Source organism: [Scytonema hofmanni] UTEX 2349 (genome assembly GCF_000582685.1).
GTDB classification, from domain to species: Bacteria; Cyanobacteriota; Cyanobacteriia; order Cyanobacteriales; family Nostocaceae; genus Hassallia; species Hassallia hofmanni.
This window is the reverse complement of record NZ_KK073768.1, coordinates 2,661,903-2,682,836: the sequence shown is the minus strand read 5'-3', so window position 1 is coordinate 2,682,836 and position 20,934 is coordinate 2,661,903. Positions and strand designations below refer to the sequence as shown.

General features: G+C 43.2%; 17 protein-coding genes and 1 pseudogene. 10 read left to right on the top strand and 8 right to left on the bottom strand.

Annotated elements, in window-relative coordinates:
- Positions 1-167: 167 nt before the first annotated feature.
- Positions 168-866: a hypothetical protein gene (locus tag TOL9009_RS0116915; RefSeq protein ID WP_029633840.1), complete on the bottom strand. Its 699-nt coding sequence runs from the start codon at positions 864-866 to the stop codon at positions 168-170.
- Between the two features lie 198 nt (positions 867-1,064).
- On the opposite strand from TOL9009_RS0116915, the gene TOL9009_RS0116910 reads away from it, so the two are divergent.
- Positions 1,065-2,354, top strand: coding sequence for a hypothetical protein (locus TOL9009_RS0116910; protein WP_029633839.1), 1,290 nt, complete (start codon positions 1,065-1,067; stop codon positions 2,352-2,354).
- A gap of 203 nt (positions 2,355-2,557) precedes the next feature.
- Here TOL9009_RS0116910 and TOL9009_RS0116905 read toward each other — a convergent pair whose 3' ends face one another.
- The 3 genes from TOL9009_RS0116905 to TOL9009_RS48445 all read right to left on the bottom strand — a co-directional run bounded on the left by TOL9009_RS0116905 (position 2,558) and on the right by TOL9009_RS48445 (position 4,705).
- Complete coding sequence (locus TOL9009_RS0116905; RefSeq protein ID WP_029633838.1) at positions 2,558-3,547, bottom strand: vitamin K epoxide reductase family protein; 990 nt, start codon at positions 3,545-3,547, stop codon at positions 2,558-2,560.
- A gap of 187 nt (positions 3,548-3,734) precedes the next feature.
- Positions 3,735-4,571 carry a photosystem I biogenesis protein BtpA gene (gene btpA / locus TOL9009_RS0116895; RefSeq protein WP_029633837.1) on the bottom strand — a complete coding sequence of 279 codons (837 nt, stop codon included), beginning with the start codon at positions 4,569-4,571 and terminating at the stop codon, positions 3,735-3,737.
- Positions 4,523-4,705: a hypothetical protein gene (locus TOL9009_RS48445; protein ID WP_144238259.1), complete on the bottom strand. Its 183-nt coding sequence runs from the start codon at positions 4,703-4,705 to the stop codon at positions 4,523-4,525. The genes btpA and TOL9009_RS48445 overlap by 49 nt, the downstream gene beginning before the upstream one ends.
- Before the next feature lie 605 nt (positions 4,706-5,310).
- Here TOL9009_RS48445 and rimO point away from each other — a divergent pair.
- From rimO to TOL9009_RS39495, 3 genes and pseudogenes are all read left to right on the top strand, one after another.
- A complete protein-coding gene (gene rimO, locus TOL9009_RS0116890) occupies positions 5,311-6,636 on the top strand; it encodes a 30S ribosomal protein S12 methylthiotransferase RimO (RefSeq protein ID WP_029633836.1) in 1,326 nt (441 codons plus the stop codon).
- A gap of 46 nt (positions 6,637-6,682) precedes the next feature.
- The gene (locus TOL9009_RS0116885; RefSeq protein ID WP_029633835.1) at positions 6,683-8,209 is read left to right on the top strand and encodes a DEAD/DEAH box helicase; all 1,527 of its coding nucleotides are present in this window, start codon (positions 6,683-6,685) and stop codon (positions 8,207-8,209) included.
- A 135-nt stretch (positions 8,210-8,344) separates the two neighbouring features.
- Positions 8,345-8,725: pseudogene (locus TOL9009_RS39495) on the top strand (Uma2 family endonuclease); the annotation flags it as partial.
- 64 nt (positions 8,726-8,789) lie between these two features.
- On the opposite strand, the gene TOL9009_RS0116875 reads toward TOL9009_RS39495, so the two are convergent.
- Positions 8,790-9,740, bottom strand: a complete 951-nt coding sequence (locus TOL9009_RS0116875; protein WP_029633834.1) for an aldo/keto reductase — start codon at positions 9,738-9,740, stop codon at positions 8,790-8,792.
- A gap of 191 nt (positions 9,741-9,931) precedes the next feature.
- Complete coding sequence (locus tag TOL9009_RS39490; RefSeq protein WP_084763233.1) at positions 9,932-10,489, bottom strand: endonuclease domain-containing protein; 558 nt, start codon at positions 10,487-10,489, stop codon at positions 9,932-9,934.
- A gap of 153 nt (positions 10,490-10,642) precedes the next feature.
- On the opposite strand from TOL9009_RS39490, the gene TOL9009_RS0116865 reads away from it, so the two are divergent.
- From TOL9009_RS0116865 to TOL9009_RS0116840, 5 genes are all read left to right on the top strand, one after another.
- Complete coding sequence (locus tag TOL9009_RS0116865; protein ID WP_029633833.1) at positions 10,643-12,067, top strand: BCD family MFS transporter; 1,425 nt, start codon at positions 10,643-10,645, stop codon at positions 12,065-12,067.
- Between the two features lie 148 nt (positions 12,068-12,215).
- Positions 12,216-13,022, top strand: a complete 807-nt coding sequence (locus TOL9009_RS0116860) for an inositol monophosphatase family protein (RefSeq protein ID WP_029633832.1) — start codon at positions 12,216-12,218, stop codon at positions 13,020-13,022.
- Between the two features lie 556 nt (positions 13,023-13,578).
- Positions 13,579-14,292 carry a dienelactone hydrolase family protein gene (locus tag TOL9009_RS0116850; RefSeq protein ID WP_029633830.1) on the top strand — a complete coding sequence of 238 codons (714 nt, stop codon included), beginning with the start codon at positions 13,579-13,581 and terminating at the stop codon, positions 14,290-14,292.
- Position 14,293: 1 nt separating this feature from the next.
- Positions 14,294-14,914 carry a Uma2 family endonuclease gene (locus TOL9009_RS0116845; RefSeq protein WP_029633829.1) on the top strand — a complete coding sequence of 207 codons (621 nt, stop codon included), beginning with the start codon at positions 14,294-14,296 and terminating at the stop codon, positions 14,912-14,914.
- A gap of 197 nt (positions 14,915-15,111) precedes the next feature.
- Complete coding sequence (locus tag TOL9009_RS0116840) at positions 15,112-16,065, top strand: MDR/zinc-dependent alcohol dehydrogenase-like family protein (protein ID WP_029633828.1); 954 nt, start codon at positions 15,112-15,114, stop codon at positions 16,063-16,065.
- A gap of 287 nt (positions 16,066-16,352) precedes the next feature.
- On the opposite strand, the gene TOL9009_RS0116835 is transcribed toward TOL9009_RS0116840, so the two are convergent.
- Positions 16,353-16,640 carry a hypothetical protein gene (locus TOL9009_RS0116835; protein WP_029633827.1) on the bottom strand — a complete coding sequence of 96 codons (288 nt, stop codon included), beginning with the start codon at positions 16,638-16,640 and terminating at the stop codon, positions 16,353-16,355.
- Positions 16,641-16,827: 187 nt separating this feature from the next.
- Entirely contained in the window at positions 16,828-17,877 is a 1,050-nt protein-coding gene (gene chlG, locus TOL9009_RS0116830; protein ID WP_029633826.1) for a chlorophyll synthase ChlG, read from the bottom strand.
- 363 nt (positions 17,878-18,240) lie between these two features.
- Between chlG and TOL9009_RS0116825 the strand changes: the two genes are divergently transcribed.
- Positions 18,241-20,691 carry a DUF4347 domain-containing protein gene (locus TOL9009_RS0116825; RefSeq protein ID WP_084763231.1) on the top strand — a complete coding sequence of 817 codons (2,451 nt, stop codon included), beginning with the start codon at positions 18,241-18,243 and terminating at the stop codon, positions 20,689-20,691.
- The last annotated feature ends 243 nt before the right edge of the window (positions 20,692-20,934 follow it).

Here is a 20,934-nt window from a genome sequence, read left to right as displayed (position 1 = left end):
GGAGATAAGGAAGATAAGGGAGATAAGGGAGATAAGGGGGACAAGGGAGACAAGGGAGATAAGGGGGACAAGGGAGACAAGGGAGCAATATCTTCCTCATCTTCCTCATCCCCCTCATCTTCCTCATCCTCCTCATCCCCCCCTCCCCCCTCCCCTCCTCTCCCAACCTACACTTTTGGTTGCAACTTGAGGTAATCAATAAAATCTAGAAGTTCTGCATCTGTTAATTGAGTACGCGATCGCTTACCATACCTTTGGTGCAAAAACTGTCGTCCTACTTCTTGCGTCCAATTCAATTGTGCTAAATATGTGTCTGTTTGAGCTATCAAAGTTTCATGTAATTCTGCCGTTGTCACACTTGCCGGGATTTTTACGCGATCGTGAATACAATGATTACTTTGGTTAACCTTTTCACTTACTTTTTGTCCTAAAGCTTGCCAGTTAAGTTCTCTATGTCCATCCCAACTAACACCTATAGACTTATAAGTTACTGGGTCGTAAATTGTACAAAATACAATTGTTCTATCTCCTGGGCTAACTGTAATAGTTACTGGTTGATGTAGTTGCTCACAAGTCAAAATATCTAAAGATAGCAGCAACCCTTTAGAAAAATAAGATTCATTTCCTGAACGTATAATATAAGGTTTGTCTGCCAAAATATACAAATCAGTTTTGAATGTCAATCCAAAAGAAGTTTCTACCTTTTTCTCGACTTCTATGCCTGTTATCACCCCGGTCAAAGCTTTATCATAAATTGGAATTTGTCTTCTGTCTTCGGAAAGCATATACCAACAGTAATCCGATTCTCTGCTGACAAAGATATATTGTGGTCTTGGGATTGCTCCAAATCCTAATTTTACTTCCATATTGTATATTGCGGGTTTGGTAAACTAATTGATTGGCATTCATTGCCTTATACATATATTTCCCAAGAAAGAGTGCGATCAGACTTTTATCATGATAAATAATTTAAAACTTTAATGAACTTATATGAAACTTTGATGAAAAAAATGTTGTCCAAACATTGAGAACGTGTAATTTTTTAGCAAAATAAATTCTAAGCTATGAGTATGCTATTCAATCAAAAAGTTCGTCTTACAGTCGGTTTTGCCACTTTATTAATTACCAGCTTCGCTAGTAGCTATCTATATACTCAGTCAAAAACTAAACAGCTAGCTCAAGAAAATCCGGTTACAGAAAACTTAGCCTTTAATCAGCAGCAGATTTTCCTAACATCAAATATTCAAAATCCTTTTAAGGAGAATATAAGCAAACAAAATACCTCTTCATCAAAGCAAGAATTAGCACAAGCTTCAAAAGCGTATTCTGTCATTGATGAAGCACAAAAACCTAAGTTTAAGGTTAATAGCAACAAAGTTTTTAATTCCGGAAAGCTACCAAAAAATAAAGTTAATTTCAATCAAGCTGACTTATTAGTAACTCTCTCCAATACCAGAAAGTATTTTCAAGACTATGGTTCGTTAGATCCAGATGTTCAACGTACAGGATTGCTTGGTGCTGAAGGAGTTACTGTAAAAGATATCCTCAAGACTTTGGATTTTATGATTGCTGTCTTACAAGAGGATATTGGCAATCGTCGCACTACGCGTTTACAAGATCCTAATTTTATCAATTCTAATTTTCGCGTTATCAAATGGTCTGCTTATAACCCCGAAAAATCTCAGCAAGAAAGACTGCGAATTACAAAATATGCTGTCTTTACTCATGCAGGGTCACGCAAGAAAACCTCTACATTTAATATACCAATTTACAGTTTAAAAGATGATTTAGCGGCTAGTAAGTTCTATACCAGATATACAAAACAGGATGTTTTATCAGGTATTTACGAACCAGGTGGGAGAGAGTATGGCAAAGTTGAACCTTTGGCTTATCTAACGCGAAAAGGTTTAGAAGAAGCTTTAATGCAAGGAACAATTCTGGTTAATTTTCCTGATGGTTCTAAGACATACTTTAATGTTGATAGAAACAACGAAATTGCTTATGTCCGAGGATTAGCCGCAACTGCACAAAAGCGTTATTGGTATTTTCGGGAGGTTGATGCTATCAAAGGTTATGGATATAAGATAGATGCAAAAATTTCTATCAAACCAGGGGTGACTTTTGCTGGCGATGTGCTGAATATTGGTTTAGGGAAAATTATTGTACTTGAGTATAATAAGAGCGGGCGAAAAAATCTGCAAATGGGAATTATAGCCGATACAGGTGGCGCGTTTTTACCGAATCTGCATCAACTTGATTTTTTAGCAGGTATTTTTAAGAATAATAAAGATTTTGGGCAACATATTCAAGAATTGCCTGATTATGCTCAGGCGTATATCTTGGTGAAGAAGTAAGTTGGTGTTAAGAATTGGTATGTATCTAGAGACGTAGCACTGCTACGTCTTTACCCGGATTTGGGTAATATCGCGGTTCTCGGATAAAATCTCACTCCGTCCGTTCCGGACACCCCTCTCCTTATAAAGGAGAGGGGAAGGGGAGCCGCTTTCTCCGTGCGGGGGTTCCCCCCCGTTAAGGGGACTGGCGTGGTGAGGTTTTGTTACCTAAAATACTTGAAATTCGTCGAACCTGTGTAACCAGAATTTGTTGCTAGTTCCTGCAAGTTTTGGACTCCGCTATAGCTTTTACCATTGATAATCCAAGTAGGGAAGCCTTCAATTTTAGCGGCTTTACACAATTCGGGTTTACCTTTTGGGCTATCATCGGCACACTCAACTTTGACATTATCGTCGATTATCTGTTCGGCTTCTTTACCGAAAAGTAGCTTCTGTTCGTGGCAGTGAGGACACCAATAAGCACTGTATTCTTTCGCGCCGATTTTCACAAGATGGCGTGCTAGCGCTAATTCTGATTCACCAGATTTGGTGGTAATTTCCCAACCGAATTGGGAATTTGGCGCTACTGATGGTGTAAAGCTAATTTGTACAGGTTTGCCAGAAGTTGATTCAGCGATCGCACCTGATGAATTGACACCAGCATAAACGCCTAAAGTGCCAATTAGCGTCACCATGCCGACAATAATTGCCGTAAAAAATATTTGTCCCAAATCTTCCCAAACATGACCGATAAGTGTCAGCACCAAAAGACTCAGAGAAAATAAAGCTGAACCAATACAGTAAAGACAAACGGCTTTGAGTTGGAAGAAAAGCACGTACATCAAGTAGCTGCTGAAAACTGTCATAGCGATCGCTCCTGCCAACAGCAGCAACCATGTAACATTTTCTAGCTTTTGACGCTGGTCTTTATTTTCGGCTCCTTTAATTGCCAAAGGAGCCAAAGCAAATATCAACATGCTAGTGTATGCCAAAAATCCAAACAAGGCTAATGGCTGACCAAAAACTGTTCCCCAAGGACTAGAAAGAACATCGTTACAGCCTTTGACACCAGCCTGTGCTACACAAGCGGCTTTGCCTCCTGTTAACTTTTCAAACGTGAGATAAGCTGTGGTTAAGGCACCACATGCTGCGATCGCGGCAATTAAAATACGCGACCATCTTTGAATCCAAGGCGTAGAACGACGGCGAATCATAACCTAAAAAACGGTGAATGGGCAATGGGCAATGGGCAATGGGCAATGGGCAATTTCAGGAGGGGGAAAGGGGAAAGGGGAAAGGGGGAAAAAAATATTCCCGGAGTAATTTAAATAACTTTTTATTTCCATACCTTTACCCCTCCTCAAATTGCCCCAGTCCCCAGTCCCCAGTCCCCAGTCCCTATTACCCAATTAAAATTGATTTTTTTTCAGCCTTAGAGTTCCAACTCCGATGTGCGGCTTCGACAAATTGACTCACGCGAATCGGGTCAATTGGTTGCTCGATACGACCGTGGCGTTTTAGAGAACTGGAAACAATCACACCATCTGCTGCCTGCAACAGTGTAGCAATATTTTCCCAACTCGCCCCACTACCGACAAATACAGGTGTACCATTTGCTGCACCCGAAGCTAATTCTAAATCTTCTTCGTTCGGTGGACTACCAGTAGCCCAACCAGACAAAATCACGGCATCTGCTAAACCCCTCTCAATTGTATCTTTCACGGCGACGGTGAGATTTGGCGAACTTAAAGGACGGGCATGTTTGACCAACACATCAGCAAAAATTTTTACATCGCTGCCTAACTCTCGTCGATAGCGCAATAATTCATGTGCTTCACCTTCAATTAATCCTTGATCGGTTGCCATGACGCCTGTGAGGACGTTGACACGGATAAATTGCGCTCGGACACAGGTGGCGATCGCCATCGCACTTAATCCATCATTCCGCAAAACATTTAAGCCGATAGGCAGTGTCACCAAATTCTGTATCCGCTGCACCACTATAGTCATGGCACTCACAACCGCAGGATCTACTTTATTTTTGGTAAACGGCGCATCGAAAAAGTTTTCCACAATAATCCCGTCAACACCTCCACTCGCTAGGGCTGTTGCTTCTTGTTCGGCGCGGTCGATTACCGCCTTTAAGCTACCTCCCCAACGGGGGGAAGTCAGCAGGGGTAGTAAATGAACTACGCCAATAATCGGTGTTTTGGTTTTAAATAGCTGATATAAGTCCACGTCTTTAACCCGCTTTGCGGAGTCCAAAGTCTAAAGTAAATCAAAAATAGGGTATGGGGAATGGGGCATAGGGCATGGAAAAAATCTCCCATTGCCCAATTCCCATTGCCCATTGCCCATTGCCCATTGCCCATTAACTCATTACCAATGACTGATGACAAATTTGTTTAAAACAGTTTGTTTTACTGCCTCCCCCTTCAGATGGAAATTGCCGCAAAACATTCCATAAGATATGTTAAGATAAAAACTGGCTACAAGAGGAGTTTGCCACTCACAAAACGCGAGGCACTTTCTTTGTAGTTTAGGTGTTTTGCTGACCCATCCGAGTAGGAACGCAATACCTGAGTGCAAGGTCAGCTTACCGTTTTACAGGCGTAGTCGCGAGTTCGATTTACCAAAGGGCGAGCGACTTCTCACAAACAGCCCTTAGGGCGGCTTCCCGATGGGTAAATTAACAACCCACACCCTGCGGTAGTGTAAAATACAACAGGCTATTTGTTAAAATATATTACAAAGTGTTTTATTTATCCGAAAACACTTTAGTTTGACCCTGGGAAACAGATCAATAAGAATATCATAGCATGAGCTCTATTTAGTAATTAGAGTCATAAGATTGTGGGCAATTGAGTGCCTCAATCGCCTTTACAAATGTTGCTAAGAGAGGGTGTATATGACTAAAAACTCACAAAACAGGATCTAGTAGTTTAGTCTTGAACAAACAAAGAAGATTTTTTATAATATGGGTGATAAGCCAACAATTGCAATTTCTCACCTGGGCTGCGAGAAAAATCGAATTGATACAGAGCACATGTTAGGACTGCTAGTAGAAGCAGGCTATGGTGTAGATAGTAATGAAGATTTAGCAGATTATGTTATTGTCAATACTTGTAGTTTTATTGAAGCAGCAAGAGAAGAATCGGTAAAAACGTTAGTAGAACTAGCGGAAGCGAATAAAAAAATCGTGATCGCAGGTTGTATGGCGCAGCATTTCCAATCGCAGTTATTGGAAGAGTTGCCAGAAGCAGTAGCGGTGGTAGGTACTGGCGATTATCACAAAATAGTTGATGTAATTAAGCGGGTAGAAGAAGGAGAACGAGTTAAACTTGTTAGTGCCGAACCGACCTATATTGCTGATGAAAACACACCACGTTATCGGACGACAAGCGAGGGTGTAGCCTATTTGCGGGTAGCCGAAGGATGTGATTATCGTTGTGCTTTTTGTATCATTCCTTATCTACGCGGAAATCAGCGATCGCGTACTATTGAATCGATTGTCAAAGAAGCGCAACAGCTAGCGAGTGAAGGTGTAAAAGAAATAATTTTAATTTCCCAAATCACCACCAATTATGGATTAGACATTTACGGCGAGCCAAAATTAGCAGAATTACTTCGCGCTTTGGCAAAAGTAGATGTACCGTGGATAAGGATGCACTACGCTTATCCAACGGGATTGACTCCATCTGCTCTTAAGGCAATAAAAGAAACACCTAACGTATTACCTTATTTAGATTTGCCCTTGCAACATTCCCATCCAGAAGTTCTGCGTGCCATGAACCGTCCTTGGCAAGGACGGGTAAATGATGGGATCATTGAGCGCATTAAAACCGCGCTACCAGAAGCAGTACTGCGGACAACATTTATAGTTGGCTATCCTGGGGAAACACAAGAGCATTTCGAGCATCTGCTACAGTTCGTCCAGCGACATGAATTCGATCACGTTGGTGTTTTTACGTTTTCCCCAGAGGAAGGAACTCCTGCTCATAACTTACCAAATCAGTTGCCCCAAGAATTGATGGAAGAACGCCGTTCAGCATTGATGGAACTTCAACAACCGATTTCTTGGAAGAAAAATCAACAGGAAGTGGGGAAAGTTGTTGATGTGCTGATTGAGCAACAAAATCCGGAAACTGGAGAATTAATCGGTCGTTCTGGGAGATTTTCTCCAGAAGTCGATGGACAGGTATATGTAAAAGGCGAAGCGAAGCTAGGAGAGATTTTCCCAGTCGCGATCCACAGCGCTGATACATATGACCTTTATGGTCAAGTTGTCAATAGTAACAAGTGAAGTGTCGGTTAAAGAGTCTAAATCAAAATAAGTCTTAGGAGAATTAATGAATCTTTTTGTAGAATTAGGTATTTCTGTTGAACGCTCGGAACAACTAGAAAAACTAGGTTTCACTACACCAACCAATATTCAAGAGCAAGCAATTCCTCAACTATTAGCCGGTCGTGATGTCGTTGGTCAATCTCAAACAGGAACAGGCAAAACCGCAGCATTTTCACTGCCGATTTTAGAACAGCTAGATGTTAATCACAGAGCTGTGCAAGCCATAGTTTTGACTCCAACTCGTGAATTGGCAATGCAAGTTCACGACGCCATTGAGCAATTTATTGGTAATGATGGATTGCGCGTGTTGGCAATTTATGGAGGTCAATCAATTGAGCGCCAAATGTCCCAACTCAAGCGCGGCGTTCACATGGTCGTGGGTACACCAGGACGTGTCATAGACTTGCTCGATCGCGGCTGTTTAAAGCTCGATAATGTCAAGTGGTTTGTGTTAGATGAAGCCGATGAAATGTTGAGCATGGGCTTTATTGATGATGTAGAGAAAATTCTCGCACAAGCACCCAAAGAACGGCAAACAGCTTTATTTTCGGCAACAATGCCGCCTTCGATTCGCTCGTTGGTCAACAGATTTTTGCGATCGCCTGCCACAGTCACAGTCGAACAGCCAAAAGCCGCACCAAATAAAATCAATCAAGTAGCATACTTGATTCCCCGTCACTGGACAAAAGCTAAAGCTTTACAACCAATTCTGGAAATGGAAGATCCAGAAACAGCTTTAATCTTTGTTCGCACCCGACGCACAGCTGCCGAACTTACCAGTCAATTGCAGTCTGCCGGTCATAGTGTCGATGAATACCACGGTGACTTGTCGCAACAAGCGCGTGAACGGTTATTAAGCAGGTTCCGTAATCGTCAAGTGCGCTGGGTGGTAGCAACTGATATAGCAGCTCGCGGTTTGGATGTCGATCAACTATCCCACGTCATCAACTTCGACTTACCCGATAGCCCAGAAACCTACGTTCACCGAATTGGTCGGACAGGTCGTGCTGGTAAAGAAGGAACCGCAATATCTTTAGTGCAGCCGTTTGAAAGACGCAAGCAGCAAGGTTTTGAGCGTCATGTACGCCAAAGCTGGCATGTATTAACCATTCCCACACGCGCTCAAATTGAAGCGCGACACATCGACAAATTGCAAGATCAAGTGCGGGAAGCCTTAACTGGCGAACGTCTGGCTTCATTTTTGCCGATTATCAGCGAACTAATTGAAAAATACGATCCCCAAGCGATCGCAGCTGCTGCATTGCAAATCGCTTACGATGAAACTCGTCCTGCTTGGCTGCAACAATCAGATGCTGACATTCCAAGTGAGGATATGTCGGGTCCCAAGCCGAAGTTGGTTAAGCGTCGTGAAGGTTCAAGCGATCGCCCACGTACTTCTTGGAATAAATCTGATGGTAATTCTGAAGAAGAAAGACGTGGTACTCCCAAACCCAAACCTCGCACAACCCGTCGCGATGTTTCCATGACACCGAAAAAGCTTGGTTCACCTGCTAGAGAATCTGCTTCTTAATTAGTCGTAGAGACGTAAAGATGTCCCAGCGGAACGTCTCTACAATAATATGTATCCCGAAACCCTTGTAGAGACGTTCCAGCGTAACGTCTCTACAAGGGTTTCGGGCAACGCATAGAACAAGCTGATAAATTAAAGAGAAACTTACGCGCTCCGGATGTATCTTTTGTTCGTGCCGATCGCCTGAAAAGAACTAAGCGCGATTTTGTGGAATTAGTACCAGATTTAATAGTTGAAGTCAAATCCAAAAGCGAGAGTCCTTCTCCTTACGGAGACGCTGCGCGAACGGACACGCTTTGCGAACGCATCAAAACGCTACAAGAAAAGATTCAACTATTTCTGCAACTTGGATCGAGTGTGGGTATCTTAATTGACCCTGACGAATTGACGTTAACAGTTTACCGACTCAACCAAGAACCGATAGTTTTCCAAGATAACGACAAGCTAACATTACCAGATTTATTACCGGGTTGGGAGCTAACAGTATCAGAACTGTGGCCCCCTGTGTTTGAATAATTAAGAATTTAAACGCAGAGGGACGCTGAGGTAAACGCGGAGGTTCGCGGAGTTTTATCTGTAATTAATGCAGCCAAGGACGGCTAACTTCATCTAACTCGGCAACTTCATCATCAGTCAATTGCCAACCTAAAGCGCCGGCGTTTTGTCGTACTTGTTGAGCGGTTTTTACTCCAGCAATGGGGATTGTGTTTCCCTGAGCAATTAACCAATTGAGAGCAACTTGAGCGGGAGTAAGATTGTATTTATCGCCAATATTGCGTAGCAAGGAAATCACGGGTGCAATTTTTTGCAAGCCCTCTTTACTAAATCGCGAGTCCATTTTCCTAGCACCGTTGGGAGTTTCTGTGCTATCAGGTGTGTATTTACCTGTAAGTAATCCCTGGGCTAAAGGACTGTATGCCAAGATTGTTACACCCAACTCACGGGCAGCGGCAAAAATGCCATTACTTTCGATTTGCCGCGTCAGTAAAGAGTAGCGTACCTGATTCACTGCTAAAGGTACACCCCGTTTAGCCAAGATATCATGCGCCTCTCGCATTTGTTCTGCCGAGTAATTACTGACACCAACTGTAGCGATTCTGCCCCGTTTTACTTCATCTGCAAGGGCATTCATGAGAGTTTGTTGACTCATAAAAAAGGCGAAAGACCAATGTACTTGATACAAAGCAACTTGCTCGACTCGTAAGCGTTTGAGGCTGGCTGTTAAGGCATCGGCAACTGATTGAGATGTAAATCGCCAAGGTGCGGGACCATATTTGGTAGCAATTTGCACTTGTTGGGAAGTCTGTTGCATGAATTGCCCCAAGAATTCTTCACTCATTCCCAAGCCGTAAACTTCGGCAGTATCAAAGAAAGTGATACCAGCATCTATTGCTGCAATAAAAGCTTCTTTGAGTTGTTCGGAATTGTAGCCATTGCCATAATTCCAAAAAAGTTTATCACCCCAAGCCCAAGTGCCGATACAAAGAGGTGTTACAGCCGGTCCGTTTTGTCCTAATGTGATAGTTGTCACTTTTTTTAGAAGGTAGAGTTTAGTAAGAATAAAGATCAGTTTTAAGAGTTGCTAGTCTCGCGATTTCAAAAGAGTGAAGATCCCCCCTTCCCCCTTAAAAAGGCTACCTGTGTACACGCATCTCTGTACAAAACCATAGTCCTCGGAGATCCCCCTAAATCCCCCTTAAAAAAGCAGGGCTGTTTCATTCCCTAAAAGCCTTTAAAGATCAAGGGTTCAGGAGATGAAAAATAAGCAAGGCATTCAATATTAGGCTTCAATTTGGTCAACAATTCATGACTAAAGCCCAAATATTTATCGCCAATGGTCTTGACAAAATACATACCTTGTCGAATGAAACAGCCCTGCTTTTGAAGGGGGGTTGAGGGGATTATATACTCAATCTTCTGACACACTCCCTCAAAATTATTGAACACGGCATCATTTGTAAATCTTAAAACACTCAATCCATATCCCTCAAGAATTTCCGTTCTCTGTTGGTCATATACTTGCCCGTCTTGGGTAAAATGACTTTCCCCATCAATTTCAATTACCAGTTTGAGTGCAGCACAGTAAAAGTCAACGATGAAGTGATTGATCGGTCTTTGACGCAAAACACGAAATCGAAATGTTCTTAGATAGTCTTGCCAAAGCTTTTTCTCAGCAGGAGTGGGGTTTTGACCAAGTTGTTTTGCTCTGGATAATAATTGAGGATTATAAGGCAGATGAAAATCTGAATTGTTAAGGTTTCCTTTATTGAAAATTGGCATAAGTTATTTCTAGATTATAATCCCTCCGCCAGCGGCGACCTCCTTAAAAAAAGGGTGAAAAAGAAAATTTATATAGCTTCAGCGCTTACTACCTCACCTATAAAGTTTATCCTGGAAAATAGATAAAAAAATCCGATTAATCTCGAAAAAAATATGGCAAGCGGTGATTTATCTGATTCTCGGTCAGCTTTTGTGAGTACCCCCCGAATCAAAGTTTTGACGATGTTTCGGCTGGGATTATTTCAGATGGGGTTGGGTATTATGTCGATTCTCACTTTGGGAGTGCTGAATCGAGTTATGATTGAAGAGTTGAAAGTACCGGCGTTAATTGCAGCTGGTACGATCGCTATGCATCAATTTGTTTCACCGACACGAGTCTGGTTTGGACAAATGTCAGATTCTAAATTGCTGTTTGGCTATCACCGCACTGGTTATATCTGGTTGGGTGCGGTTTTGTTTGCGATCGCTTCGTTTTTAGCGGTACAAGTGGTTTGGCAACTCGGTTTGAGTTTGCAAGGGGGAATTTGGACAACTCAAACTACAATTTGGGCAATATTTCTCGCTTTGATCTTCGCACTCTACGGCTTGGCGATCGGCTTGAGTGCCACACCTTTCGCAGCGTTGTTAGTTGATGTTTCTGATGAAGACAACCGCTCAAAATTAGTCGGGGTTGTTTGGTCAATGCTGATGGTGGGGATCATTGTCGGGGCAATTATTAGCAGCGGCTTACTCAAGCAAATTGCTTTAAATGCACCGTTAGATGTACTGCGATCGCAAATTAATCGTTTGTTTTTAATCGTACCGGCAATTGTCGTCGGTTTATGCTTTCTCGCGACAGTTGGCGTAGAAAAAAAATATTCTCTATATACTACTCGTTCGACGGCGGTTGAGCGCGAAGATAAAATTACTTTGGGTAGAGCGCTGCGAGTGCTAACAGCGAGTCGGCAAACGGGGATATTTTTCAGCTTTTTGCTACTAATGACCATCAGCTTGTTTTTGCAAGATGCAGTTTTGGAACCTTACGGTGGTCAAGTGTTTAATATGACGATCGCTGAAACAACTAAGCTGAATGCTTTCTTTGGTACGGGGACGCTAGTTGGTTTGAGTGTCACCGGCTTTTTGATTGCCCCACGCATCGGAAAGAAAAACACCACCAAGCTAGGATGTGTGGGGGTAGCGATATGTTCGCTCTTGATTATTTTGGCGGGAACAACTCAAGAACCAAAGCTGTTGCAATTAAGTTTAATTTTGTTTGGTTTTGCTTCTGGTGTAACGACAACCGGAGCCTTAAGTTTGATGTTGGATCTTACTGCCGTGGAAACTGCGGGGACATTTATCGGTGCTTGGGGATTAGCACAAGCAATGGCAAGAGCATTATCTACAGTATTTGGTGGTGCGCTGTTGAATTTGGGGAAAGCTTTTTTGACAACGCCACTTCAAGCCTACGGTTTAGTGTTTGCCATGCAAGCTGTAGGTATTTTGGTGGCGCTGTGGTTTTTAAGTCAAGTCAATGTTACAGAATTTCAGAATAACGCCAAGCTTGCGATCGCCTCTATTTTAGAAAGCGATTTAGATTAGGGAATGGGGCATGGGGCATAGGGCATGGAAAGAGTGCTATTAGATATAAAACGCGCATAAAAAATCGAGCGTCTTTAATTCGAGTGTGCCCATTACCCATTCCCATTCCCATTCCCCAATGCCCAATGCCCCAATTCCCATTTTTTCTATGAGTGATTTTTGGACAACTATTCTCGAATTTGCCCAAACCACTACCACCAGGGTAGGTCAGCAGCTAATGCTAGATTTTGGGCAAGTGCAAGCTTCGCAAAAAGCTGATGGATCTTTGGTTACACAAGCTGATAAATGGGCAGATCAGACAATTTGTGATGCGATCGCTTCCACTTTTGCCGGTTATGGCATCCTCAGCGAAGAAGCTGATAAGGTGTTTCCCGGTACAGAGTGGTGCTGGGTAATTGACCCTCTTGATGGCACAACTAACTTTACACGGGGTATTCCTATTTGGACAATTTCCCTCGGTTTACTGTATCGAGGTGTACCCGTTTTTGGCTATGTATATGTGCCACCAACAAACCAAGCTTTTCACGGCTTTTGGCAAGGAACATCTGAGTTAGCAACACCTACAGGGGCATTTCTCAATCTTCATCCCATCCACAGCAGTGCTGATGATCCGAGCAACAACCACTTTTTTAACCTTTGTTCTCGCAGTACAACAGCCATCCAAAAAGGTTTTCCCTGCAAAATTCGCATGTTAGGCGTTGCTAGCTATAATTTTCTCACAGTGGCGACAGGGGCTGTATTGGGTGGTATGGAAGCAACACCAAAAGTTTGGGATCTTGCTGCCGCTTGGGTAATTGTTCAGGCAGCAGGGGGAAGTTGGGTATCTTTGAAGACAGAGCCATTTCCTTTATTATCGGGAGAAGATTATAGCGATCGCTCTTTCCCCACTCTTGTTGTCAGTCGTGCAGAGTTACAACCTGTATTTCAGCCCTTTGTAAATCAGGTGACAATTTAAACTCTTAAGTAGTAAGCGCTTTAGCGCTTTAAATTGAGCGATAAATCGCTCACTACGAATAAGAGCAAGAAAAAAGTTCACGGCTGAGGATATAATTTTTTCGGAGTTTCCTGTTTTAAACAGAAAGTTTCTTGTTCTAAACAGGAAGCTTCTTGTTTGAAGTAGGAAGATTCTTGTTTGAAGTAGGAAGCTTCTTGTTTGAAGTAGGAAAATTCTTGTTTGAAGTAGGAAGATTCTTGTTTGAAGTAGGAAGATTCTTGTTTGAAGTAGGAAAATTCCTGTTTGAAGTAGGAAAATTCCTGTTTGAAGTAGGAAGATTCTTGTTTGAAGTAGGAAAATTCCTGTTTGAAGTAGGAAAATTCCTGTTCAGAAGCTCAAATAAGGAAAACTGCGTCTTTCGCACGAGGTTGCCGTCAGAGTGCTACAGATTATTTTTCGCTTCGGATGAATCAAAATGTATTACACTCACTGATCATTAGTAGATAGTGGGATATTGCAGGCTAATAATTTTCAGCACAAGTCTATACGTCTTATCGTAAAGACAGAGGTAAAAGATATGAAAATCGAACAGACAGAGGTGATGATTTCCACCCCCGATGGAGAGATGCCGGCTTTCTTGTGTACACCTACTGAACCTGACCGCAAACCAGCCGTCCTACTTTTGATGGAAGCTTTTGGCTTAACGCAGCACATTCGAGACGTAGCAGCGCGGATTGCCAAGGTCGGGTACGTAGTTATCGCGCCGGATTTATACTATCGCGAGTTGCCAAATAACAAATTTGGATATGATGAGGTTGAGCAAGCGAGAGCGATGATGTGGCGTCTCGATTTTGGCAAACCCATAGAAGAGGATATTCGGGCAGCACTGGTTTATGTGAAGTCACGAAGCGATGTGAACCCAGATAAAATAGGCGTTACAGGGTTTTGCTTGGGTGGTGGATTGACCTTTCTCACTGCTTGCAAAATGTCGGACGCGATCGCTGCGGCAGCTCCCTTTTATGGTGTTGTTTTAGATGAGTGGATCGAGGCAGTAACAAATATTACTGTACCCGTATACTTTTTCTTCGGTGGTGTCGATCCATTTATTCCTCAAGAACGTGTTACAGAAATTGAATCCCGATTCAAAGAACTCGGTAAAGAATACACCTTGAAGGTTTACAGTGATGCCGACCACGGGTTTTTCTGCAACGAGCGTTCTAACTATAACCCCTTGGCAGCGGAAGATTCTTGGCGAGAACTTAGAATGTTCTTCGATAAACATTTGAAGTAATATGAATACTGTAATTACAGCAGAAAAAATTGAATTGCCTCCTGGTGCTGTGTTGAAACTTCTGGGAAACTGGCAAGAATACCAAAGGATGCTTTTGCAATTAGGCGATCGCTCCCTCCCCCGGATCAAATACCGACCAGGAGAAATTTGGTTGATGGCGCCTTTACCTGAACATGGAAGAGATGTAAGCTTGCTGGCAGATATTGCGAAAGTTTTTCTAGATCGTTTAGAGCAAAGATACGACTCGTTTACTCCCATAACCATGAGTTTGCCAGAAATAAGTGGTATAGAACCAGACTATTGCTTTTACATTGAAAATTGGAGAGCAGTAGTAGGTAAGAAGCGTATCGACTGGGAAAATGACCCCCCACCAGATTTAGTAATTGAAATAGACGTTACTAGTTATAGCGATATTAATGATTATCTGGTTTACAAAGTGCCAGAGGTTTGGCTGTTAAAGAATAAGCAATTGTTGGTTTATAAATTGCAGGGTGAAAGTTATGTGCTTGGAGAAAGCAGTTATTTTCCTAATGTGAGAGAAATTGTCCAGCAGTGTTTGCAAATTGCGAGTCAGCAAACAACAAGTGAGGCGATTAGGTGGTTAAGGAACTTTTTGCGGTAAACACGCCTGTTGAGCATCTGTTGCCCTACTCAGCATCACCTGCATTGAATTATTCCCTCCGTGCGACAGTATGATTAATTAATAGTTATAGTTAATGCGATCGCTCTTTCCTCCAAGGATAGAGAAAAAATCGCTAAAATTAAAAGCTTCACACCTTAAACTTGGTGTATATCAACTTTTATATATAACAAATAACAATGAAAGGACTCTGGCTAGAGAACAAGCAACTACAACTCCGCACAGATATCCCCATTCCTCAACCACCACCAGGAGAAGCACTAGTGCGCGTTTTGCGTGCGGGTATCTGTAACACTGACTTAGAATTGCTTAGAGGCTACTATCCCTACAGTGGCATTTTAGGACACGAATTTGTCGGTGTCGTCGCCCAAGGAGCTGAAAACTTACTTAATAAGCGGGTAGTCGGAGAAATCAACGCAGTCTGCGGAAAATGTCGCTTTTGTCGCAGCGGACAACCAACGCACTGTGAAAACCGCACCGTCTTGGGTATTGTTAACCGCAACGGTGCTTTTGCTGATTATCTCTGTTTGCCGATAGAAAATCTACATCCTGTACCCGATAATGTGCCTACAGAAGTAGCAACATTTACCGAACCTATAGCCGCAGCCTTGGAAATTCAGCAGCAGATATCGTTAAGTGTAAACGATCGCGTGCTAGTGGTGGGAGATGGTAAATTGGGACAACTTGTAGCCCAAACACTCGCTTTAACAGGCTGCGATTTGTTAGCTGTGGGGCGTCATCGTGATAAACTCGCTAATTTAGAAGCACGAGGTATCAAAACTGGATTCGCAGAAGCTGTTACAGAGAGAGCTTTTGATGTTTCAGTAGAGTGTACTGGTAATCCCGAAGGATTTGCGATCGCTCGTCATGCTTTACGTCCCCGTGGTACATTAATCCTTAAAAGCACCTACGCAGGCAACCTCAGCCTTGATGCTTCCTCTTTAGTAGTAGACGAAATTACCCTCATCGGTTCCCGTTGTGGTCCCTTTCCTGCGGCACTCGACTTGCTAGCAGCCGAAAAAGTAGACGTACAACCCTTAATTCACGCTACCTATCCCCTCTCTGACGCGCTTGCCGCTTTTGAACAAGCTCAACGTAAAGGTGTTATGAAAGTCTTGTTAGAAATTGGATAGTGGGAATTGGACATGGGGCATGGGGCATGGGGCATGAAAAGAATCGTATTTATTCACGCACCCGCTTTCTTGAACTTCAGGACTTACGCAACTGGCACATTTATTTGAGAACTGTCACATTGAATTAATTTGGCTCTAGCGTTTATAAATCAATACTTACAAGCATTAACCTCAAATTTCAATATCTGTGCCAGTTGACATTATTTTGTGACGCTTGCGTAAGTCCTGAACTTCTTTAATTCCCGTTGCCCATTGCCCAATGCCCATTGCCCAATGCCCAACACCCCCTAATAAAGCATCGGATTGGTTTTCGGTTGATAATCAAGACAATTTATTGCATCTTCTGTATTCGCAACAGTGGGATGTACAGTACATTTGAGACGATAATCGTCGGTAAAAAATTGGCAGCCAGTACAAGGGATTTGATGCATTTGCTTGGCTACACTGACGCTATCTCGCGCTGTCGTCCAAAGACTCCAAACTACAAGAATAATTAATGTCCAAGCAGTAACAAAACACACTGGCACAAGAAACGGTTGAATAGTATGAATTAGGAAATAAGCTACTTTTAACACAAGCAATTCCAATTAAATCTATAAATTAAGAGTGAAAAGTTTTAAAGTTATGTTAACTACTTACTCTTCACTCTTATCTCCTACTTAGTACAGCGATCGCATTAATTCATGACGAAAATCTATCACAAAAACTCTGCGTTAAAAAACGCGCTCGTTCTTACGCAAAACTGTACTAAGTAAGTATAAATCAAATCGCCCCATGATGACCGAGTGCGATACCGGTTACAAGCATTCCCAAAACGAGAAACGGTTGAGCGCTTGCTTGGTATTTGACGTCATTGTTCACCGGGTCGCGGAGGAAATACATATCCTGGAGGGTGATTTGGGGGATGATTAGCAGTACGAGAATTGCTGCGTATAAATTTTCATGAATGCTGACAAGATAAGCTGCAATCAATCCTTGAAATAAATCAATCATCACCACACAAATCAAAGCAGCATTGGTGACACCAAACATTACAGGTAGTGATTGTAATCCCAATTGGCGATCGCCTTCGACACTCTTAAAATCATTGACAATGGCAATGCCTAATCCAGCTAAACTATAGAACATTGTCAAAATGACAATAGTTAAATTTAGGTCTCCAAACAAAGCATGACCAGTACACCAAGGAAAAGTGATATAACTTGCACCCAAAGCATAACTACCTAACCAGCCGTTTTGTTTTAACTTTAAAGGTGGGGCAGAGTAGATATAGCCGATGAAAGAACCGATAATAGCGATTGATGTAATTGTGGGAAATTCATTACCAGCCCATTTATCTAGAGCAAAAGCGATCGCTAACCCGGCAATAAGTAATACCCATATCTGCGTAATTACCTGGGGTAGAGGAATTGCACCAGAAGGAATTGGACGATAGGGTTCGTTAATGGCATCGATTTCGCGATCGTAATAATCGTTGGTAATTTGTACGTAACCTGCCATCAAAGGTCCTGATAGCAACATACAAAGTCCAGCCTTCAAGACATTTTCCAGCGTCCAGGTATAGTTTCCACTTGAAGCGGCACCACAAACTACACCCCAAATTAAGGGAATCCAGGTAATCGGCTTCATCAGTTGTAAGCGGATTTTCCATACCGAGGTTTCCCCTGCTGCGGCGCCTTTCATCCCCAGGAGTTGCCTAGTTTTAGAACTGCGATCGGTAGATGCGTTCGCTTGCTCGTTGGGATTATTTACCACTGAGTCTAGCGCATCAGATGGGTTAGGCTCTGGGGTAATGGGAGTTGACTCTGACATAAGATTTACTGATTAATAGGGTATTGGGCATTGGTGATTAGTGATTAAATTTCCCGCATCCCGTGTATTCCTATAAAATATTGTCAACCTTAATGTCATTGTGTGACATGGTATTGGAGCCAGTTCATTGTCCCAATTGTGATGTGACAGCATCGCAGTGATTAAACCTGGCACAATTGCCAAAGACAAACAGGGCGATCGCTGCTATTTGAGGCATTCGTCAAAAGTAATAATTATTACAAATATTTTAAGTTATAATACTTATAATTTTACTAAAAATAAGTTCAATTCATAATTTCATGCTGCGTAAAGTTAAATGTAATTATTTGTAAAAATCAGAATTTCTCAGAGTTTTTACTGACAATGCCTGTTTATAATGTACTTATTCTTTGTCTGTATACTTTCTTTTTGGAGAGAAACACGATGTCTTCTGAGTTTGATCCGTTAGCTACGTCTTCTCGTGATGTGCTGTCTACAACCAGCCTTGTGCCTGTCTTTGTACAAGACAGTTTGACGACTTCTTCAACGGGACTGGGACAATCTAGCCAATCTCTCTTGTTTGTCGATAGATCGGTAGCAGACTATGAGCAGTTGGTGGCGGGGGTGACACCAGGCACGGAGATTCATGTGCTTGACCCGCTGCAAGATGCTGTTACCCAGATTACCAACACCCTGCTGGGACGGCAAAACATCGCTAGTTTGCACATCGTTTCCCACGGGGAAGCCGGCGGACTGGACTTTAGCAGTAGTCAGCTGAACTTGGGCAACCTGTCAGAGTATGCGTCACAGTTGCAGAGTTGGCGCAACGCACTGAGCAACGATGCCGATATTTTACTCTATGGATGTAACGTTGCCCAAGGCGAACTCGGTCAGGCGTTTATCCAAAGCATCAGCCAGTTAACTGGAGCCGATGTTGCTGCCTCCAATAACCTGACTGGTTACGATGGCGACTGGAATTTGGAAGTAACCATTGGCAACATTGAGTCACCCCTCGTCTTTGACTCTAAAGTTACCTCTGCCTATGCTTACAATCTGAATAATATTCTGACAGAAACCTTCACGGGCAATGATATTACGAACCCCTCCTGGATCTACAATACAACAGGCACAGGCACAGCACCGCTACTGACCGCCCGTTCTACAATAGGAGCATCCACCGGCGGCATACCCGGTGGTGGCTTCGATGCGGTTGGGTCAGGCGCATTGCGGTTAACCTCTGCTGCCGAAAATCAGGCATCCTTTGTCATCTACAACCGCCCCATTAACGAGAACAGTGGTCTCTCCATTACGTTTGACATTCACTCTTATGGTGGCGATGGTGCCGATGGCATCAGCTTCTTCCTCATTGATGGCAATGCGAACCCGACTCAGGCAGGTGCATTTGGAGGATCGCTCGGCTATTCCAGTGACGGCATCAACCCTGGTCTTGTAGGCGGCTACCTCGGCATTGGCTTTGACGAGTTTGGCAACTTCTCTAACCCCGTATATGGTGCAGATGGTCCAGGTCAAACACCTGATTCTATTGCGGTTCATGGCAGTGAAGCAAATGCCTATAACTATCTGGTAGGAACGGGAACGCTCACACCTGGTATTGACGATGACAATACACCTGGCACCCGAACGAGTGCCCAGAAGAAGGTGCAGATTGATTTGACACCAGCTGGACTGTTATCCGTCCAAATTGATTTAAACAATGACGGCGTTTTCTCCGGTGCTGACGAAATTCCATCCGCACTGCAAAATTACAATGTTGTTGCTAATAATGGCGCACTGCCATCCACATTCAAATTCGGTTTCTCCGCGTCCACTGGCGATTCTACCAACATCCATGAAATTACTGGGCTGAATGTTGATACATTTGGTGGTATAGCGTATACCCCGTTGGTTAACTTTACCAGCAGCAGTGCCTCAGTCAGTGAAGGAGCAGCTAGTGTAAACCTCACTGCCCAGATTGATGTGGCAACTTCAAATACCGTTACAGTGCCAGTAACGCTGTCGGGAACAGCGACGAATGGGACGGACTACACACTCTCTAACAGTACCATCACGATTCTGCCAGGACAACTGACTGGTAGCATCACCCTGAATCCGATTAATAACTCAATAGTCGGGTCTAATACTGTTGTGGTGACACTGGGAACACCAACAAATGCTGAACTGAGTCCTCAGAATAATGTCCTCACAGCAACGATCGTAGACAACGATGGTGTGACACAGAGCTTGCCCAATCTGCTGTGGCGCAACAGTGGCACCGGGCAGAATGCTGTTTGGCAATTGAATAACTTCACCCTGCAAAGCGACTACTTTTTACCCACGGTGACTGATCCGAACTGGCAGATTGTTAGCACAGCCGACTTCAACGGTGATAGCATTGCTGATATCCTTTGGCGCAACCAGGGAAGCGGGCAGAACGTCATTTGGCAGATGAATAGCACTGGACTTGAAACCGACTACTTCATTACCCAGGTGCCTGATGCGAACTGGCAGATTGTGGGTACTGATAACTTCAACAGTGACGGTACACCTGATATCCTGTGGCGCAATAGGGCAACCGGCGAGAACGTGATTTGGCAGATGAATAGCAACTTCACCGTGCAATCCGACTACTTTATTCCCCAGGTGCCTGATGCGAACTGGCAGATTGCGGGTACTGATGACTTCAACCGCGACGGTACACCTGATATCCTCTGGCGCAATAAGCAGACAGCGAAGGAGGATATCTGGCAAATGAGTGGTTTCAGTTTTGTACAAAGCTATCAACTCGTTGATGTGATCGATCCCAATTGGAGCGTGAGACCTTTTGTGGCAGCTTAGATACTTCTGACAGATCCAACTAAGTACAGCGATCGCATTAATTCATGACGAAAATTTATCACAAAAACTCTGCGTTACTTTGCGCTTACCTCCTTTGCTGCCTTCTTTTCTCCTGTCGGAGACGCTGCGCGAACGGGTTCATCAGTACGAATAGACGGCATAGGCTTCCGCCGACTGATTCACCTCTGCGTTAAAAAACGCGCTCGTTCTTACGCGATCGCTGTACTAAGTCTAGTTACTAAG

Excerpts from the sequence above, each read along its gene's own strand:
- TOL9009_RS0116915 (WP_029633840.1), bottom strand. The coding sequence starts at position 866 with ATGGAAGTAAAATTAGGATTTGGAGCAATCCCAAGACCACAATATATC.
- TOL9009_RS0116910 (WP_029633839.1), top strand. The coding sequence starts at position 1,065 with ATGAGTATGCTATTCAATCAAAAAGTTCGTCTTACAGTCGGTTTTGCC.
- TOL9009_RS0116905 (WP_029633838.1), bottom strand. The coding sequence starts at position 3,547 with ATGATTCGCCGTCGTTCTACGCCTTGGATTCAAAGATGGTCGCGTATT.
- TOL9009_RS48445 (WP_144238259.1), bottom strand. The coding sequence starts at position 4,705 with ATGGGCAATGGGCAATGGGCAATGGGCAATGGGAATTGGGCAATGGGA.
- rimO (WP_029633836.1), top strand. The coding sequence starts at position 5,311 with ATGGGTGATAAGCCAACAATTGCAATTTCTCACCTGGGCTGCGAGAAA.
- TOL9009_RS0116885 (WP_029633835.1), top strand. The coding sequence starts at position 6,683 with ATGAATCTTTTTGTAGAATTAGGTATTTCTGTTGAACGCTCGGAACAA.
- TOL9009_RS39490 (WP_084763233.1), bottom strand. The coding sequence starts at position 10,489 with ATGCCAATTTTCAATAAAGGAAACCTTAACAATTCAGATTTTCATCTG.
- TOL9009_RS0116865 (WP_029633833.1), top strand. The coding sequence starts at position 10,643 with ATGGCAAGCGGTGATTTATCTGATTCTCGGTCAGCTTTTGTGAGTACC.
- TOL9009_RS0116860 (WP_029633832.1), top strand. The coding sequence starts at position 12,216 with ATGAGTGATTTTTGGACAACTATTCTCGAATTTGCCCAAACCACTACC.
- TOL9009_RS0116850 (WP_029633830.1), top strand. The coding sequence starts at position 13,579 with ATGAAAATCGAACAGACAGAGGTGATGATTTCCACCCCCGATGGAGAG.
- TOL9009_RS0116845 (WP_029633829.1), top strand. The coding sequence starts at position 14,294 with ATGAATACTGTAATTACAGCAGAAAAAATTGAATTGCCTCCTGGTGCT.
- TOL9009_RS0116840 (WP_029633828.1), top strand. The coding sequence starts at position 15,112 with ATGAAAGGACTCTGGCTAGAGAACAAGCAACTACAACTCCGCACAGAT.
- chlG (WP_029633826.1), bottom strand. The coding sequence starts at position 17,877 with ATGTCAGAGTCAACTCCCATTACCCCAGAGCCTAACCCATCTGATGCG.
- TOL9009_RS0116825 (WP_084763231.1), top strand. The coding sequence starts at position 18,241 with ATGCCTGTTTATAATGTACTTATTCTTTGTCTGTATACTTTCTTTTTG.